Annotated in this window: 15 protein-coding genes and 1 pseudogene; 9 read left to right on the top strand and 7 right to left on the bottom strand. The window is 48.9% G+C overall.

Going from position 1 to position 17,766, the window contains the following annotated elements; genetic code table 11:
• Positions 1–55: 55 nt before the first annotated feature.
• Positions 56–2,167, bottom strand: coding sequence for a TIGR00300 family protein (locus AWQ22_RS01425; RefSeq protein WP_065709956.1), 2,112 nt, complete (start codon positions 2,165–2,167; stop codon positions 56–58).
• Between the two features lie 414 nt (positions 2,168–2,581).
• Here AWQ22_RS01425 and sigC point away from each other — a divergent pair, with 414 nt between their 5' ends.
• Complete coding sequence (gene sigC / locus AWQ22_RS01415) at positions 2,582–3,778, top strand: RNA polymerase sigma factor SigC (RefSeq protein ID WP_062431912.1); 1,197 nt, start codon at positions 2,582–2,584, stop codon at positions 3,776–3,778.
• Between the two features lie 236 nt (positions 3,779–4,014).
• On the opposite strand, the gene AWQ22_RS01410 is transcribed toward sigC, so the two are convergent.
• Together AWQ22_RS01410 and menB are read right to left on the bottom strand one after the other, a co-directional pair.
• Positions 4,015–4,851: a photosystem II manganese-stabilizing polypeptide gene (locus tag AWQ22_RS01410; RefSeq protein ID WP_012305903.1), complete on the bottom strand. Its 837-nt coding sequence runs from the start codon at positions 4,849–4,851 to the stop codon at positions 4,015–4,017.
• Between the two features lie 182 nt (positions 4,852–5,033).
• Entirely contained in the window at positions 5,034–5,870 is an 837-nt protein-coding gene (menB, locus tag AWQ22_RS01405; RefSeq protein WP_065709954.1) for a 1,4-dihydroxy-2-naphthoyl-CoA synthase, read from the bottom strand.
• 347 nt (positions 5,871–6,217) lie between these two features.
• On the opposite strand from menB, the gene AWQ22_RS01400 reads away from it, so the two are divergent.
• Together AWQ22_RS01400 and AWQ22_RS01395 are read left to right on the top strand one after the other, a co-directional pair.
• Complete coding sequence (locus AWQ22_RS01400; protein WP_041443725.1) at positions 6,218–6,394, top strand: hypothetical protein; 177 nt, start codon at positions 6,218–6,220, stop codon at positions 6,392–6,394.
• A 462-nt stretch (positions 6,395–6,856) separates the two neighbouring features.
• Positions 6,857–8,020, top strand: a complete 1,164-nt coding sequence (locus AWQ22_RS01395) for a GuaB3 family IMP dehydrogenase-related protein (RefSeq protein ID WP_012305900.1) — start codon at positions 6,857–6,859, stop codon at positions 8,018–8,020.
• A 170-nt stretch (positions 8,021–8,190) separates the two neighbouring features.
• Here AWQ22_RS01395 and AWQ22_RS16900 read toward each other — a convergent pair whose 3' ends face one another.
• Positions 8,191–8,355, bottom strand: coding sequence for a hypothetical protein (locus AWQ22_RS16900; RefSeq protein WP_012305899.1), 165 nt, complete (start codon positions 8,353–8,355; stop codon positions 8,191–8,193).
• An 85-nt stretch (positions 8,356–8,440) separates the two neighbouring features.
• Between AWQ22_RS16900 and AWQ22_RS01390 the strand changes: the two genes are divergently transcribed.
• On the top strand, positions 8,441–9,229 hold the full coding sequence (locus AWQ22_RS01390) for an S-adenosyl-l-methionine hydroxide adenosyltransferase family protein (RefSeq protein ID WP_065709953.1): 789 nt from the start codon (positions 8,441–8,443) through the stop codon (positions 9,227–9,229).
• Between the two features lie 161 nt (positions 9,230–9,390).
• Here the strand turns inward: AWQ22_RS01390 and hpf are convergent, their stop codons facing one another.
• Complete coding sequence (hpf, locus tag AWQ22_RS01385) at positions 9,391–9,972, bottom strand: ribosome hibernation-promoting factor, HPF/YfiA family (RefSeq protein ID WP_012305897.1); 582 nt, start codon at positions 9,970–9,972, stop codon at positions 9,391–9,393.
• 567 nt (positions 9,973–10,539) lie between these two features.
• On the opposite strand from hpf, the pseudogene lipB reads away from it, so the two are divergent.
• Positions 10,540–11,184 (top strand): annotated as a pseudogene (gene lipB / locus AWQ22_RS16275) (lipoyl(octanoyl) transferase LipB); the annotation flags it as partial.
• 18 nt (positions 11,185–11,202) lie between these two features.
• Here lipB and AWQ22_RS17025 read toward each other — a convergent pair.
• Positions 11,203–11,832 carry a DUF3120 domain-containing protein gene (locus AWQ22_RS17025; RefSeq protein WP_315862007.1) on the bottom strand — a complete coding sequence of 210 codons (630 nt, stop codon included), beginning with the start codon at positions 11,830–11,832 and terminating at the stop codon, positions 11,203–11,205.
• A 319-nt stretch (positions 11,833–12,151) separates the two neighbouring features.
• Here AWQ22_RS17025 and AWQ22_RS01375 point away from each other — a divergent pair, with 319 nt between their 5' ends.
• From AWQ22_RS01375 to AWQ22_RS01360, 4 genes are all read left to right on the top strand, one after another.
• A complete protein-coding gene (locus AWQ22_RS01375; protein ID WP_065709952.1) occupies positions 12,152–13,120 on the top strand; it encodes an undecaprenyl-diphosphate phosphatase in 969 nt (322 codons plus the stop codon).
• 3 nt (positions 13,121–13,123) lie between these two features.
• Positions 13,124–14,458, top strand: coding sequence for a TIGR03279 family radical SAM protein (locus AWQ22_RS01370; protein WP_065709951.1), 1,335 nt, complete (start codon positions 13,124–13,126; stop codon positions 14,456–14,458).
• Positions 14,459–14,572: 114 nt separating this feature from the next.
• Positions 14,573–15,592, top strand: a complete 1,020-nt coding sequence (locus tag AWQ22_RS01365) for a pentapeptide repeat-containing protein (RefSeq protein ID WP_084448939.1) — start codon at positions 14,573–14,575, stop codon at positions 15,590–15,592.
• A gap of 72 nt (positions 15,593–15,664) precedes the next feature.
• On the top strand, positions 15,665–16,327 hold the full coding sequence (locus tag AWQ22_RS01360; protein ID WP_065709949.1) for an HAD-IB family phosphatase: 663 nt from the start codon (positions 15,665–15,667) through the stop codon (positions 16,325–16,327).
• Here AWQ22_RS01360 and AWQ22_RS01355 read toward each other — a convergent pair.
• Positions 16,324–17,760, bottom strand: a complete 1,437-nt coding sequence (locus tag AWQ22_RS01355) for a sugar transferase (protein WP_065709948.1) — start codon at positions 17,758–17,760, stop codon at positions 16,324–16,326. The two genes, AWQ22_RS01360 and AWQ22_RS01355, sit on opposite strands and share 4 nt — an antisense overlap.
• Positions 17,761–17,766: the final 6 nt, after the last annotated feature.

Genomic DNA, 17,766 nt, shown 5'->3' with positions numbered 1-17,766 from the left:
CTCCCCAGAATTTCCGAGGGAGTTTTTTGGCGATCGCCTGGATTATTTGGGAAAATTACACAGTGATGGCAGCCTTTTGGTTGAGTCGATCCAGTTGTCGCGTCAGGAGACTGAGGAATAGTCCCACATCGGTGACCACGCCGACGGATTCCACCGAGCCGCGATCGCTTAGTTTTGTGACCACCGCAGGATTAATATCGACACAGACCATCTTCACCCCGGCAGGAGTCATATTGCCGACGCCAATGGAATGGAGCATTGTCGAAAGCATCAAAACCATATTGGTGCCTTCTAGCAAGCGAGCATATTCTTCCTGGGCGCGAATCAGATCCATTTCTGTATCCGGGAGAGGGCCATCATCACGAATAGATCCGGCTAAACAGAAGGGCACATTATTTTGGACGCATTCATACATTACCCCCTTTGTAATGAGCCCCTGGGCCACGGCATTGGCGATACTGCCACAGCGACGAATGGTATTGATTACTTTGAGATGGTGACGGTGGCCACCACGCACGGGGACGCCTTTATTCATGTCAACGCCGAGGGAAGTGCCCATCATTGATTGTTCAATGTCGTGGACGGCGATCGCATTACCACCGAGCAAAGTATGGACATAGCCCTGGCGAATTAAACTAGCGAGATGTTGCGCCCCCCCGGTATGGATCACCACTGGCCCAGCCGTGACCGCGACTTTTCCACCCTGGGCACGGATTTTATGGAGTTCCCAGGCAATTTGCTCAACGACCAATTCCACACGGCGTTCACTCGAAACCCCGGCCCCCATGAAGCTAAATTCTTGTTTTTCGGCACTGGGGCGAGCGGTGGTTTTATGGTTGGTGCGAATCCCGTCGATGCCCACAACGACCTTTTCCCCCACCTGGAGATCCCGCAACAGACGACAGCGGGCATGAATAGTGCCGTTGCTCTCACTAATGGCGATCGCCCCGTCCATGCGTTGGTGGCTCACCTTAACCCATTGGCCTTTGATCCTGACTTCCGTGGGATAGATATTCGTCACATAAAAATCATCGGGGGCGACTCCCATTTGCTTCACGGTTTCTAGGTGCGCATCCTGAATATCTTCTGCCGAAGCACTGATCGCGCCCATTTCAATGAGGGCGGACATAATGTCCTCCATGGTGGTGGGAGAGGGTGCGGATACCCGTACATTGGCCGATGACGTATTTTTTCGCTCGATGCCGAGGTTGAAATTTAATACTTTTGCGCTGCCGCCCTGTTCATTGATTAAATCCAAGGCTTGGTTCAAAATGCCCGCATCGAGGAGATGCCCTTCGAGGTGAATAATCCGACTATCCACCGGAGCATTGGCTTGGGCGGTTTCTTGAATCGGTTCTGTGGTTTTTAGGGTTAAACATTTTGCAGCCCCCCCTGCCTTGAGAAATTCAGTGAGGGACGTTTGTCGTACCTGAAAGCCCTTGGTGGCGATCGCCGTTTCGAGTTCTGGGCTGATTTTATTCATGATGATCACATCATCGACATTGACCGCATTGCAGGCAAAGTTCACCGCATCCGGTTCGGGGACAACAATACGCTTCTCCGCCGGAATCCGCCGCTCAATTAGGGCATTGGAGTAGGTATCAAAGGCGGGAGGATAGTAGAGGAGATAACCGCCGCTGAGGGGACAAAAGCAAGTATCCAAGTGATAAAAGCGGGGATCGATCAGGCGTAGGGATAAAACTTCCACATCGAGCCATTGGGCAATGTAGGCGTGGGAGTCGAGTTCAGAGCGAAAACCATAACCAGCCCACAACGCTCCAGAATCCCGGTCAAAGAGGGCATCGCCTGCCCCTTCAAAGGGCAAATCCTGGGGCAGCTCATAGACCTGGAAAGCATTTTCCGCAAACCATTGCTTAAAGTAGGGTTCTTCCCCTTGGCGCTCTGGGTGATAGAAACGACTGAGAATCGCTTTTTGACCCAAGACCAGACCGGCATTGGCCGTGAAAACCATATCTGGCCAGCCCTGGGCAGGGGGCACGAGATCAACAACGGCATACTCTTTGATGATTTGATGTAGGGCCTGCCACTGTTCAATGGCTTGAGCTTGGGACGATTTGTGGACGTTTCCTTCCATCCAAGGGTTAATGACATAGTCCACCTCGTAATGGTCGGGGGCACACATCAAAATGCGGGTTGGGTTGGTCATGGTCAATTTAAAAGCTGAATGGTTTAGGACTAATCATGCAACGGGAAAAGCGGGCGAATTGTATTGATCGGTACGGTACAAAACCCTGTTTTCTGTGGCGCGAGTTTAATTCTATGGGGTCGCTAGAACCACCGCAAATTAAGTTTTTCGAGTTTTTAGGCTTTGGGGGCGATCGCCTTGTTTTTATATTGGTAAATGCTGACAAAAACGCCTTGGATACTGGCAATATTTGACGATTTTGTTGGCCTTTAAAGGATTATTTTGTCATGAAAATTTGACATGAAACTGTAGCGGCGATCGCCTTTGGACTAGGGCCGAGATGTTAATTTATATATCAAAACCTTGAAAAGGACTTTTATTCAGGGAAATTTAAGGGTAAGCACCCCCCTAATATTTTTCAGGAGAGTCGCCATTATGACCACCGCCAAGCAGTCCAAGAGCCAAGGTTCCTTTGACTCCCTAACCGAAACCGCTAGCAACGATGAGCTTGCTGTGTTTGATCCGGATGAAACAACCCTCCGGAATGGTCAGACCACAGATTTAGTGAGGCTGTATCTGCAGGACATCGGGCGCGTACCGTTACTCGAAAGAGATGAGGAGCTAACGGAAGCCCGCAAGGTTCAAAATTATATCCAGCTTTTGGAAAAACGACAAGAGGGGGCAGAAGCAGGCGACGAAATTTTGGCAGAATTTTTGAGTTGTATCAATGTCCATGACCGCCTAGCCATTGAGTTGGGTTGCCGTCCTTCCCTCAATCGCTGGGCCCAGGAAATGGACCTAGAGCGAGCCGTGTTGCGGGATATCATTCGCCAGGGTAAACAGCGTTGGGCCGAGCAAGTGGGCTTAAGCGTTAAAGAACTTGACTCGATCCTCAAGGCTGGGGCCAAGGCAAAAGAGCACATGATCCAGGCCAACCTCCGTTTGGTGGTTTCGGTGGCCAAAAAATATCAGAATCGCGGCCTCGAACTTTTAGACCTTATCCAAGAAGGAACCCTCGGTTTAGAGCGGGCGGTGGATAAGTTCGACCCGACAAAGGGCTATCGCTTCTCGACCTATGCCTACTGGTGGATTCGTCAGGGCATTACCCGGGCGATCGCCACCCAAAGTCGCACCATCCGTCTCCCGGTTCATGTCACCGAAAAGCTCAATAAAATCAAAAAAGCACAGCGGCAAATTTCCCAAACCCAAGGTTGTACCCCCAGCTTAGACGACGTAGCCCAGGCCCTGGAGATGACCCCAGAGCAGGTGCGAGAGGTCTTACAAAAGGTTCCCCGTTCCGTCTCCCTCGAAATTCGCGTCGGCAAAGACCGAGACACAGAATTAGGCGATCTCCTAGAAACCCAAGATGCTTCCCCCGAAGAAAATCTTGTGCGGGAGTCTCTGCAACGTGACTTGCATAACTTACTGACAGAACTCACCGACCGGGAACGGGAAGTCATTCAACTGCGCTATGGTCTAGGCGATGGTAAAACCTACTCCCTCGCAGAGATTGGCCGAATGCTAGAGCTTTCGCGGGAACGAGTACGCCAAATTGAGGCCAAGGCCCTCCAGAAACTCCGCCAGCCCAAACGTCGCAATATTATGCGGGATTACTTGGATACATTGTCCTAAACATCAATGAGCCATCCCAAGAGGATGAGGCGATGATCTAGGGTTCCCTGACTCTGGATCTTTTTTATGTTCAGTTTTTTTACGACTAGCCTAAAATCCAGATTTTTCTTCTCGAAAGCTTTCTCTAAAAGAGTTTGGGAAAGAGGTAGACGAAAATTTAGTCAACCACAACGAAAAAAGACCACAAAAAAGGGGCATTGCCGCCCCTCGATTGAACAGTGTTTGAGAAGTTGAAATTAAGCAGCCGTCTTTAGACGTGCATAGAAAATACCGCGAATTCGGACTTCTTCGGGATCTTCTGCACCCATGTCAGTGGATGAAGTTTGCTCGCTTTCAAAGGTGCCGGCAATTTCACCAGTTTTCTCGTCGATTTTGGCAATTTGCAGGGAAATTTCACCAGTGCGAGATTCATACTGCTTGATGTTGGCGCGGGTTAGCTCTTCTTCATCGGCTTGGGAAGGTAGAGCGACAGCGTTGTCATAACCACTAGCGGTACCACGGGCCTTGGGATCAAGGAATACGGCACCACGATAGGGGGGGACCCGGAATTCACCGATAAAGTCAGTGGAAGTGTTGATGGAGTCAGACGGGGTAGAGGTCTGGGCCACTAGATTTTTAATGGTGAAGAGGAAAGGTACTTGGTCACCACCGGGCAACTGAACCGTAATCGGTTGGAAATCGATACCGTCTTCTTCTACCAGGGTAAGGAGCCCTTCGCTATCGGCTTTGATCTTCCCGGTCATTTGTTCGAGGGAAGAGGTGTAGCGGGTAAGGGGCTTACCTTCGATGAATTCAGCTTCACGACGCTTGTTGAGGGGCTCTTCCTTAACGAAATAGGTTTGAGGCTCTAAGCAGAGGTCAGAGAATTCAATGGTTTCATTGGGGGCAATGGGAATTGTTCCCCGGGTGAAGTTCGCGATTTGGGGGCAGGAGTTCGCGAGTCCTGTATTGAGAATTTCGTCGTATGTTAGTTGCTTCACATCGACGGTCGCAGCATCGGGCGCTTCACTACAAGCAGTTAGCACGCCGATACACAGAGCCAGAATGGCTGCTAATAACGAACGTAACTTCATGATTAACCTCTTTTTGTCAATCTCAGGGCGGAACTAATCTTGTCCGTTCCACTTAATTTTTTAAAAGTCTGGGATCTAATAGGGACAAGCTATCCGGTTTTATATCGGTATCTACTCTACCAAATTGGGATCCTTTAGTGGTAATGAATCCTCATCTTACCTGGGTGATCACCTTGGGTTTTTTACGGCAACCAGGGATATTGGCGGAAATTTGGCGATCGCTTTTCCAAAAAAGCCTGCTTCCCTTCTCTGCCCTCTTCTGTCATGTAATAAAGCATAGTGGCATTCCCCGCTAGCTCCTGGAGGCCCACTTGCCCATCACAATCAGCATTCAGCGCCGCCTTAAGACAGCGAATCGCAATGGGGCTTTTACTCAACACTTCCCTGGCCCACTGCACCCCCTCAGCCTCTAGCTGGGCGACGGGAACCACCTGATTTACCAAGCCCATTTGCAACGCTTGCTGGGCATCATACTGGCGACAAAGAAACCAAATTTCCCGGGCTTTTTTTTGTCCGACAATGCGCGCCATGTAACTCGCCCCAAATCCACCGTCAAAACTGCCTACTTTTGGCCCCGTTTGCCCAAAAATTGCATTATCTGCGGCAATCGTTAGATCACAGAGAAGATGCAGTACATGGCCGCCGCCGATCGCGTAGCCCGCCACCAAAGCGATCACCACCTTGGGCATCGAGCGAATCAGTTTCTGCAGATCCAGCACGTTTAGGCGCGGTACCCCGGCTTGATCGACATAACCCCCTTCACCCCGCACCGATTGGTCGCCACCAGAGCAGAACGCATATTTCCCATCCGTATGGGGGCCAGCCCCCGTGAGCAGGATGACACCGATGTCTTGATCTTCCCGGGCATCGCAGAAGGCCTCATACATTTCAAAGATTGTCTGGGGTCGAAAGGCATTGCGCTTGTGGGGACGATTAATCGTGATTTTTGCAATCCCATCTAACTTTTGATACAAAATATCTTCGTAAGCTTTGACGGCTTGCCAAGCAAGAGATTCCATAATTTTTCATAGACAATGACTGCCCGTCATCTTATCCCATTCCCCTACTGCTAAGGTTCACTGGCCTTGTGAAAGATGTGTCCCGACGGAGGCTCACACTCTTTTAAAGGGCCGACAAACTTAATATTTTTTTGTTAACCTTTACTTAAAAGTACGGAAAACCCGAAACTGTTTTTGACTATTTTTCGGTAAAAACTTAAATTAGTCTTAAGTATGTTTAGGATCAAAGAAAAAGGTAAGAGAATATTCTTGGGATCAACTCAATTGCATTTAAAAGCTTTTTAATGAAACTTCAAACGACCCTCAAAATCACCGACCTTAATTTTTTTAGAATTCAGGACAAAGCTATGGATTGTTCATATTCGCTCCCTTGTCCGAACTGTGGTGCTCCAGCTCTGCGCCGTTATTTACACAACTCTAGCCTGCGGGAAACAACTTGTGAAACCTGCGATTATTTAATGGTGAGTTGTGAAGAAACCGGTAATGTTGTCGAATCTTATGCCCCTGGCCTTTATAGTTTCTAGGGCCGCTTAATGGTCGATAGTCCCTTGGCGATCGCCAATCACCCGTAAATCTTTTTTAAAGACAAAATCTTTCCCCAGGAAAAATTTTAGAACCCTTTAGCGACCTCTCAAGCTTCAATACCTTGGGAGCCTCTTTCCCAGAATATTCTCTACCACTTCTTTGGATCCGACAATCAAAATCCTAGTCATTTTTCACTCTAATTCTCACTCTTATCTGTCAATTCTTTTGCAACAAAGTGATTCTTAACTAGGAGAAATGGTTGTTCGCTTCCGTGAAAATGAGGCTAGTCCATCGAGTTGCTTTTACGTGAATCTACACACGAACTGAGTCACCAGCACCAAGCCCAAAATTCAGCCTCCAGAAAGATTGACGTCTGGTGGTCGCTTTTTTGTAAGAAAATGCAAGCAATCAGTTATCCTAGACTGACACATTTAAGTTTTGGCAATCATTAAGGAGTAAGAGTGGACATTCAAATTGGTCGTGGCAAAACAGCTCGTCGTGCTTACGGATTCGATGAGATTGCCCTCGTTCCGGGCGGTCGTACCCTAGACCCTGAACTGGCAGATACCAGTCTCGAAATTGGTGGAATTAAGCTAAATATCCCAATTTTAGCCAGTGCAATGGATGGCGTTGTCGATGTAAAAATGGCAGCGCTGCTTTCTGATTTGGGTGCAATGGGCGTATTGAACCTTGAGGGACTCCAAACCCGCTATGAAGATCCCAACCCAGTCCTTGATCGGATCGCCGCAGTTGATAAAACCGAGTTTGTCGGCTTAATGCAAGAGCTCTATTCCAAGCCGATCCAACCGGAGCTAATCCAGAAACGCATCCAAGAAATCAAGGCCCAAAACGGCCTCGCTGCAGTGAGTCTTACCCCTGTCGGTGCCACCAAATATGGCAAAATTGTCGCTGATGCTGGGGCCGATATTCTCTTTATCCAAGCAACGGTAGTTTCTACTTCTCACCTATCTCCTGAAGGGATTGTCCCCCTAAACTTGCACAAACTTTGTTCTGAACTGCCCATTCCAGTTGTCCTGGGGAACTGCGTTACCTATGATGCGGCGTTGGAACTGATGCGTGCAGGGGCAGCGGCCGTGCTCGTGGGGATTGGCCCCGGAGCGGCTTGTACCTCCCGTGGTGTGCTTGGAGTTGGTGTCCCCCAGGCAACCGCAGTTGCTGATTGTTCTGCGGCCCGCGATGATTATGAGAAAGAATCTGGCCGCTATGTGCCGATCATTGCCGATGGTGGAATTGTTACTGGTGGCGATATTTGTAAATGTATTGCTTCTGGGGCAGATGCAGTAATGATTGGGTCTCCCATTGCCCGTGCGGCGGAAGCACCGGGTCGCGGTTTCCACTGGGGGATGGCGACACCTAGCCCTGTACTACCCCGGGGAACCCGGATTAATGTGGGAACAACTGGCACGATCACCCAGATTATGACGGGGCCAGCGAAACTTGATGATGGAACTCATAATCTCTTAGGCGCTCTCAAAACAAGTATGGGAACCCTCGGCGCCAAAAATATCAAGGAAATGCAACAGGTAGAAGTAGTAATTGCTCCTTCGCTGTTGACGGAAGGGAAGGTTTACCAAAAAGCCCAAAAACTGGGCATGGGTAAATAGGCTCGGCAATGATTGCTGATTTTCGGCATGGAGGTTTATTTAGCTTTTTGAAAAGTGAGCCTTCGTTTTAAGCAAATCCATCAAATTAACCGAAAGAAAAGGGAATGTTTTTTAACACTCCCTTTTTTCTTGTTTTGGTAAAAAAATTATTCGACTGAGATGAATATTGTTTAACCGATCCCAAGGTACTGGGCCTCTGCTTCTAACTGCTGCACGAGGTGGTCATTGCCGGAATTCCGGGCGGCTTCGAGGCGATGCTGCAAATTTTTCTTGAGGTTTTCGCGGTGGGTGCGTTTAATTTGCTTGACGATTTGCTGTTGAACGTTTCTAAACATGATCTTCTCGCAGGGGATAATTGGCTATTTTTAGAGTAACAGGCTTCAGATTAAACTGTATCAAATACTACAAAATACTTAAAACATGATGGCGATCGCCTTAGTGACAGATTTCGGTTTACAGGACGGCTATGTGGGGACAATGAAGGGGGTTATGGCGGCGATCGCCCCCCAAGCCCTAGTGATTGATCTCAGCCACAATATTCCGCCCCAGGATCTGTGGGCTGGTCGCTTTTGTCTGTTGAGTGCAGCGCCTTATTTCCCGCCGGAAACAATCTTCGTGGGCGTTGTGGATCCGGGGGTAGGCACTGACCGCCAGGCGATCGCCGTGGCATTGAACCAAGGTTATTTTGTGGGGCCGAATAACGGTTTAGGAAGCGGTTTGTTTGCAGAGGATGCCATTATTGCGGCGGTAGAACTGGATAATCCCCAGTATTGGCGATCGCCTCTGAGGGAAAACCTGAGTCACACTTTCCATGGCCGGGACATTTTCGCGCCAGTGGCAGCCCATCTTTCCCTGGGCGTTCCTTTATCCAAACTGGGCCGTCCCCTCAAATCAACAGAAATCATTCGTTTAGATGTTCCCCCCTATCAGAGCAATGGCAAGTCCTACACCGGGATAATCCAGCACATCGACCACTTTGGGAACTTGATTACCACCATTCCCAATACTGTATGTGCAAATAATCAGGGCCAAGCAACGTTAGCGGGTCAACAAATTCCCCTGGTTTGTACCTATGGAGATGTGCCGAAAAATCATCCCTGTGCCTTGGTAGGAAGCCATGGTTGGTTAGAAATCAGTGTAAATCAAGGTAATGCCCAACACTTTTTTCAGGTGCAACGGAGCGCAATGGTTCAATACCAAATTTGCTAACTATTTAAGTTAATTAGTCTCTGATAACCCACAAAAAAGAAGCAATAAAAAAGGAAAGCTTTATGTTAAAAAACTTTCCTTTAAATCAGGGATTAGATTTGCCGAAGATCCAAATAATAACTATTGTCTAAAAGTCATTAAATGAACCTGGAAAAAATCAACTATTCTTTGCCAAGGCGCGGTTGGATTACACCATAACCACCGTGGTTGCGGATATAGATCACATTGATGGCGTTTGTGTCTTTGTTCAAGAACATATAGAAGTCGTGGTCTACCAACTGCAACTGCTCTAAAGCCTCATCAATGGTCATGGGGGGCATCGCAAAATACTTCATCCGCACCACTTCAGAGGGAAGCTCTGGGGCGCGATCGCCAATGAGATTATCTGGCACCGGATCCTCAGGTAACACTTCACTGGTTTTTTCCTGAACGTGGGTTTTCTTGCCAAAATTTTTCTCTTTATATTTGCGGAGTTGGCGGGCGATTTTATCAGAAACAAGGTCAATGCTGGCGTAGAGATTTTCACTGCCTTCCTGGGCGCGAATCACTGTACCATTGGCGTAAACAGTAACTTCAGCTTTATGCTTGTCGGTAATGCGAGCATTGTTAGCAACAGACAAGTGCACATCTACTTTTGTGGCGAAGGTTTGAAAGTGCTTAGTTGCTTTTTCAAGCTTGCTTTCAACATAGTCATGGATCGATTCAGTTACTGCAATGTTGTTGCCTTGGATCAATAGCTTCATAGTCTCTGGTTACTCCATCTGAATGGATAAAACAAGTTTACTTTGTACACAATTTACGAATGAAATCTGGATTTAAAGCCTAAGAAAATTCGCAATGAAATGACTGGTGTAAACAAGAACTTGTTGGTGAAGTGTTTCGTTATTCTAGCAAGGTTTCTTCAAGGCGAAAAACTATTGTGGTGGCGTCATATATAGATCCGTCCGTTTAATATTACGCAACACTTCTACAAGTATTAGCGTAGGTTTGAATACTAGAGAAACTTTTTTTGATGAGATAAACAAACTGAAAATTAAGCGGTTTTTAGTTCTTTTGGAGAAAATTAGTTGCTGACAACTTATTGACTGGGAATTTTTAGGATTTATCTCTTTCTCTCTATAGTTTTAATTGTAGGTTTTGCCTTTGGGCCTTGTCAATTTATCTTTTTTGAAACATTAAGAAAGCCAGGAAGCTTTTACAGTTCTTAACTCTTTGCTATGGTGAGGACAATATCTAACATTGTTTTGCCAAAAGGCGATCGCCCCTTGATGACTTTTAATGTTTTGTCGGATCCCTTGACATTGCGTCATATCAATTCACACCCTTTCTTCTCTTGTCTATTTTATCAAGGGGGAATTTGGCCTTACACCGAAGCTTGGGCACAGCAACAACAACTGGTGGAAGCACGCCTACGGGATGGGCAGTTGAGTGATGTTTTACTGCTGCTGGAACACTTTCCGGTCTATACCCTAGGGACAGGTTCAAAGCTGGATTTTGTGAAATTTTCCCCGGAAACCGCAGGCGTAGAATTGCATCGGACAGAGCGGGGCGGCGAAGTAACGTACCATTGTCCGGGACAATTGATCGGTTATCCGATTTTGAATTTGCGTCGCCACCAACAGGATCTGCATTGGTATCTGCGGCAATTGGAAGAGGTCTTAATTCGGCTTTTGGCGCGCTATGGCTTGGTGGGGGAACGAATTCCTGGACTAACTGGGGTGTGGGTCGAGGGTCACAAGGTGGCAGCCATTGGCATCAAGGTGAAGCGCTGGATTACGATGCATGGGTTTGCCCTGAATGTTTGCCCGGATTTGGCGGGATTTAAACGGATTGTTCCCTGCGGCATTGGCGATCGCCCCGTGGGGAGTTTGCAGCAGTTTTTACCGGAGATTACCTTGGCCCAAGTGCGCGAAGATTTACCGAAGATTTTTGGTGAAGTTTTTCAGTTGGAGATGATCAAGCAACAAAATCTCCTAGGCGAAGCAAGCCGCAATCCAAAACAGACCATCGACGAGGAGAGTACTGACCACGGCCCCGGCGAAACTCCAGTAGGGGATTTGGGGCTGACGGAAGGCCCACCAACTAATGCCGATCAATAAATTCACCAGAACAACTGCCCAACTAATGCCCCAGAGGGTCTGCATCTGGGCTAAGGCCGCTTGGAAAATGGGCATCACAAAATCTGGCTCGGCATACATGAGCTTGCGCCAGTAGGGGATCAAATCCGTGAGGTAAAAGTAAATGTCGGTGATCGCCGTACCAAGGAGGGAACCCAGGTAAAACAAATGTCCCACCAAGCCCCGCTTTTGCCACAGGCCCCACAGGGCAAAGGGTAGCCCAATCGCCTCCACCGGAAGATGTAAAAAGGGTTCATAGCGCAACCAGCCCCAATAGATAGCTCCGGCTAACCAGCTCCAGCTAAAACCCCAGAGGAGATCACCCCAAATTTCGGTATTTTCTCGCTGCCGGAGGCCACAGGCGATCGCTACCCAGAGGAGAGTCAATGCCAAACTCAGCCAGGGAGCCGTCCTGACCAGGGGGGCTTGGAAAAAAACAGGCACAGAAACCAAGAAGCCCGATGCGAGGCAAATTAGGAGGGGAATATTGCGGCGGAGATCCTGTTGTCGCTTGAGAACATACACTGCACCGACAGAGAAAAGAGGATGGTTCAGCAAAACAAAGTGGTTTGTAACAATAACTTGTAAATATTTATTAATGAATTTTAACTTATGACTCCCGATTTTCTCATAAAGAGGACGGGAAATTTGCCTGATTTTGCCATTTCTGAGGGGCGATCGCCGAGGATTTAACCTCCGAGTGGGGAATCCCCAGGCCGGATTTTTCTAAAAGCTAGTCAAGGTCAACCAGATTGACTAGAGTAGTTGAGGCAGATTTACCCGACGCCCAAGGGAAGCGACATCAATGCTCAAAAAAAAGCAACAACGGCACTGGTTTGAGTTCAGCAGTATGGTGGCCCTCGGCTTGGTTCTATTTCTGTTGATTAGCTTTTGGCATCTGCGCATCAATGCCGCCACGCCCGAAAATACGTTGGCGATCGCCCCGGTACAGTTCAATTGGTTCCAAGGGATTATTTTAGGATTGGTGCAAGGCTTAACCGAATTCATCCCCATCAGTAGCACTGCTCACCTCAAGGTGATCCCCGTGGCCCTCGGTTGGCCCGATCCAGGGGTGGCTCTCACCGCCGTGATTCAACTGGGGAGCATCGTCGCTGTGCTGGGTTATTTCTGGCAAGATTTACGGCAGGTCATTGGTGGGGCCTGGCAAGCTTGGCAACAAAAAGATTGGCAAAAACAAGAGTGGCGCATGTTTTGGGGCATTGTGTGGGGGACTTTCCCGATCCTTTGCGTGGGTCTGCTGCTCAAAATTTTTGTCCCTAACTATGACGCGTCACCGTTGCGCAGCTTAACCGCCATTGCGATCGCCTCCATTGTGATGGCGATCTTATTAGCCCTTGCCGAACGTTATCCCCGGCACCAACGCGCCTTTGACCAGCTCAGCCTCAAGGATGGTATTCTCATGGGCTGCGCCCAAGCTCTCGCTGTCATCCCCGGAGTGTCGCGGTCTGGTTCGACGATTACAGCGGGCCTGTTTATGAATCTAGACCGAGCTACGGCGGCGCGTTTTTCGTTTCTGCTAGGGATTCCCGCCATTACCATCGCTGGCCTGGTGGAATTCCAGGGATTAGTGAGTGGGGGCTTAACAACAGTGCCGCCCCTCACCCTAATTGTCAGTCTGATTTCTTCAGCGGTGTTTTCCTACTTGGCGATCGCCTGGCTGATCCAATTTCTCCAAAAACACCAAACCTGGGTTTTCGTCTGGTATCGATTAGGCTTTGGTATGATCATCTTGGCATTAACCCTGCTGCGTTAACCCATGAGCGTCTCCACCATCAAGCCCGCCCAAATTTGCCACGTTGTCCCCGATTCCATTGCCGCTGAAATTGGCTTTGAGGCTGGTGATGCCATCGTTTCCATTAATGGGATGAAGCCGAGGGATCTCATCGATTATCAATTTCTCTGCGCCGACGAATACCTCGAATTAGAAGTCCTCGATGCTAAGGGGAAATCCCATCACCTCGAAATCGAAAAAGACTACGACGAAGACCTGGGTTTAGAGTTTGACAACGCCCTCTTTGACGGTTTGATCCAATGCAATAACCGCTGTCCCTTTTGCTTTATCGACCAGCAGCCCCCCGGCAAACGCCAAAGCCTCTACTTAAAAGATGACGACTATCGCCTCAGCTTTCTCTATGGCAGTTATCTCACCCTGACCAACCTGACCGAGCGGGAATGGCAACGCATTAACCAAATGCGCCTCTCGCCCCTGTTTGTGTCCGTCCATGCCACTGAGCCGGAGATTCGTCGGCAACTCCTCAAAAATGACCGTGCCGGGGAAATCCTCACGCAACTCCAATGGTTTGCGGATCATCGCTTACAAATCCATGCCCAAGTCGTCGTTTGTCCTGGGATCAACGATGGGCCTCATTTAGAAAGAACGTTGCGGGATTTGGCTGAATTTCACAGGGGAGATTTACCCGCTGTGATTTCGGCAGCGGTGGTGCCGGTCGGTTTAACTCGTTTTCGCCCTAATTTGACGGAACTGAGCCCCGTTGATCAGGCCAAAGCCCAGGAAGTGATCGCCCAGGTGACAGCGCTCCAGGCAGAGTTCCGGGAACGGTTTCAAACGAATTTTGCTTGGCTAGCCGATGAATGGTTTCTCATTGCACGGGCAGAACTGCCGCCGGAGTCCCATTACGAAGACTATCCTCAACTGGGGAATGGGGTGGGTTCGATTCGCCAGTTCATCCGGGATTTTCTCAACACCGCCGATGAGACTTTACCGTCGGCGATCGCCAAACCCAAGCACTTCACTTGGGTCGTAGGGAATGCCGTAGAACAAGCCTTTGAACCCCTTGTCGCGCGTCTAAACCAAGTGGAAAATTTAACGATTACCCTAGCAGCCTTAAATAGTGACTACTGGGGCCAGGCGATTACGGTTACCGGACTGCTCACGGGGGAAGACTTGATTAAAAAACTGGCTGGCCGAGATTTTGGCGATGGCATTTTGCTCCCGACGGTGATGCTTAAGCACGATGAAGCCAAATTCCTCGATGATAAAACGGTGGCAGAAGTGGCGATCGCCTTAGAGACCCCCATCTATGCTGTAGAAAATGTCTTAGATTTGATGAACCGCTGTTGTCAAGATTAACAGTTCACAAAGAAGATTATCGAAACATTAAGAATTAAATGCTTCTTCAGTAAATAGAGTATGTTTGCTTTTCTAATAAAAGAGGAGGCCGATGCCAGCAGGTAGCATTTACAAATGGTGCTGCTCGTTTTTGGTGCTCGGTTGCATAAAGCTGGCCCTATGAATATTGAAGCGCTTCTCAATGACTATGCCTTGGGACAGAGGTTATTTCCCAGGGAACGGTTTACTGCCGCAAACTTGACTGGGTTAAACTTAGCCCATACCAACTTTACCGGAGGAAATTTTGTTTCTGCCTCCCTCGCAAGGACGAATTTGCACCATTGCCATCTACGTCAGGCCAACCTCAAGCGAGCTTTTTTATACGGCGCGAACCTTAGCTATGCCAAATTAGACCAAGCCGATTTGACCGGCGCGGATCTCACGAAAGTTAATCTCCAGGGGGCGACCTTAACCCAAGCAACCCTAAATCACGCCCAGCTCAGTGGGGCCATTATGCGTTGGGTCACTTTTTTCATGGCGGATCTCCAAAATGTGAATCTCTGTGGCGCCAATTTAACGGGGGTCAATTTTCGCGGGGCCAATTTAACAGGAGCGGATCTCAGTTGGAGTAATTTGAGTGAGGCGAAGCTCAGTGGTGCGATTTTGCAGGAAACAAATTTACAAGGCATACAGTTACAGGCCGCCTATCTCAATGGTGTTGATTTTCGGCAGCAGGATTTTAGTGGTCTCAATTGTGCTGGAATTCTTTTTTGTGGTGGAAAAGGCCACGATATGAATTTGGTGGGAACCAATTTAACTGGAGCCAAACTGCGTTTTACGAGTTTTGTCCGGGCTAATTTCTCACGGGCATCTCTGCACCAAGCTGATTTCCAACACGGAAATTTAACCGCCGCTAACTGTCAATATGTAGAGGCGATCGCCAGCAATTTTCAGCAAGCAGAATTAGTTTCGACGGATTTTCGGCATGCCCAACTCCAAAGGGCCGATTTTCGGGGCGCAAATCTCTGGGGAGCCAATTTCGCCCGTGCTGACCTCCGGGGAGCCAAGTTTCAGGGCGCTAAACTAAATCAGACAAATTTCCAAGGGGCTGTTTTTGAATTCGATCCCCGCACACAGACTCTCCTTGCTTCGTAAGGGAAAGTACAAGATCAAAATTATCCCAAAGCGGACTATAATCCTGGGGAACTTGTTACGTTACAAAAGTTAATGGACGCCCAAACGATTGTATTTTGCGACTTTGACGGCACAATCACGACCGTCGATACCTTCGGCGATGCCCTCGGTAAATATGCGCCGGAGGTTGCCGCCGACATTCTTCCGGGCTTGTATAACCGCAAGATTACGCTCCGGGAAGGGGTACGCAAAATCCTCGAAGCGATTCCCTCGGAGCAATTTGCTGCTTTTGTCAGCGAGGTGGACGATAAACCTGTACGTCAGGGCTTCAGTGATTTTCTCCAGTTTTTAGGCGATCGCCAAGTGCCGATTGTGGTGGTCTCCGGTGGCCTCGTGCCAATGGTAGAGCGGGTTTTAGCGCGCCCCGGTACCGATGGCACACCCCTGCGCGATCACATTGAAACGGTGGCCGCGATGAATATTGATACCTTTGATCCCTATTTCAAAATTATTGCGCCCTTTGAAGGGGGGACAGAAATGGTGGAAAAAGTGCAGGTGATGGGAAAGTATAAATACCAAAAGGCGATCGCCATCGGGGATTCCCTGACGGATATCAATATGGCCCTCAAAGCAGATTTGGTTTTTGCCCGCGATCGCCTCCAGCAATATCTGGATGAAGAAGGCAAAGCTTACGTGCCTTGGGAAACCTTTGATGATATCCGCCATTACCTCGAAACCAACGGTTTTCCGGCCTAATAAGCGCCTTTGCCAAAAAAGACGATCCGCACCGTTTCTAGCAGAATATCGAGATCGAGGTTCAAAGACCAATTGTCAATGTAGTACAAATCTAGCCGTGCCGCATCATTAAAATCCTCTAGATCTGAGCGGCCCGAAATTTGCCAAAGTCCTGTAATCCCCGGTAATACCTGATGGCGGATATGGTGCCATTCGTCAAACCGTTCCACATCCCGCAATGGTAAGGGGCGCGGCCCCACTAAACTCATCTGACCCAGTACCACATTAATTAATTGGGGCAACTCATCAATACTGGTGCGGCGGAGAAATTTACCAAGCTTGGTAATGCGGGGATCGTCTTTAATCTTGAACAAGACCCCATCTTTCATTTGATTTTGCGCTTCTAGTTGGGCCTGCAACTGGGGCGCATCGACGACCATTGTGCGGAATTTCCACATCTTGAAGGGTTTGCCATTAAGACCCGCCCTCGGTTGCCGAAAGAAAATTGGCCCCGGTGAATCGAGACGTATGGCGATCGCCACGCCGACCAACAGCGGTGAGATTAGCAGTAGACCCAACCCTGCACCCAGGAAATCAAACCAGCGTTTCAGGCGATAATCCCAACACAATAACAAGGGCGTTTCAATGCGGAGGGTGGGAATTCCCGCGAACATTTCCGGTAAACCCCGACGATAAAGCATTTCCCGACTGGATGGCATCAAACGAATCGCAATCCCCGCACTGCGCAAGTGCCAAAACAAATGGGAAGCTAATTCCGTTTCCGGCAAGTCTTTGACTAAAATCTCCTGGGCGCCTGACTGACGAATTTGGGCAATGGTGGCCTGGGTGCCGGCCATGGAAGCGAGGGCAGCACCAACAATTTTGTAATGGGGACGTTTTTTGATCACCCGCTTGAGGCAGTCCAACTGTTTTGCCGGTGCTACCAAAAAGACATTTACCGGCGGTGCTTGGCGATCAAACTGCCGTAGGATGAGGGTCAGAATAAAGCGAAAACCTACGACAAAGGCAATGCTGAGAAACCACGCCGTAATAAAAAGTGAACGGGGCGGATCCAACATTGGATTGTGAAAATAACTGCCGACCAAGAATAAACCATAGACCAAGGTGATGATCCAGGCGGCGCGGGTGTAGTTCTGGGGAGCCGGAGGCAGGCGATAGAGATGATTTCCAAAGAAAAAACAGAGGGTGACAACGGCAAAAATCCAGAACAGACTGGGAATATCGAGCCACACCCACCAGACCAGATCCGCCGGAATCGGTGAATAAAAATTATTAATGTAGTCCGCGAGTTGCCAGGCGATCGCCAACCCCAACAGATCACTACCCACCAGCAATAAACCCCTTTTCCAGCGGCCTTGGGCAGTTTTTAACCAGTGGAGCGGATGAATCGCGCGGATATCCTGGGTGGGAAGGGGAAACGGAGACTTGGGCATGGATCG

Origin of the sequence: Picosynechococcus sp. PCC 7117, from assembly GCF_001693275.1 — a bacterium.
In the GTDB taxonomy this organism is placed as follows: Bacteria; Cyanobacteriota; Cyanobacteriia; order Cyanobacteriales; family MRBY01; genus MRBY01.
Note: the sequence above shows the minus strand (reverse complement) of the source record. Positions and strands in the feature narration are given on the sequence as shown.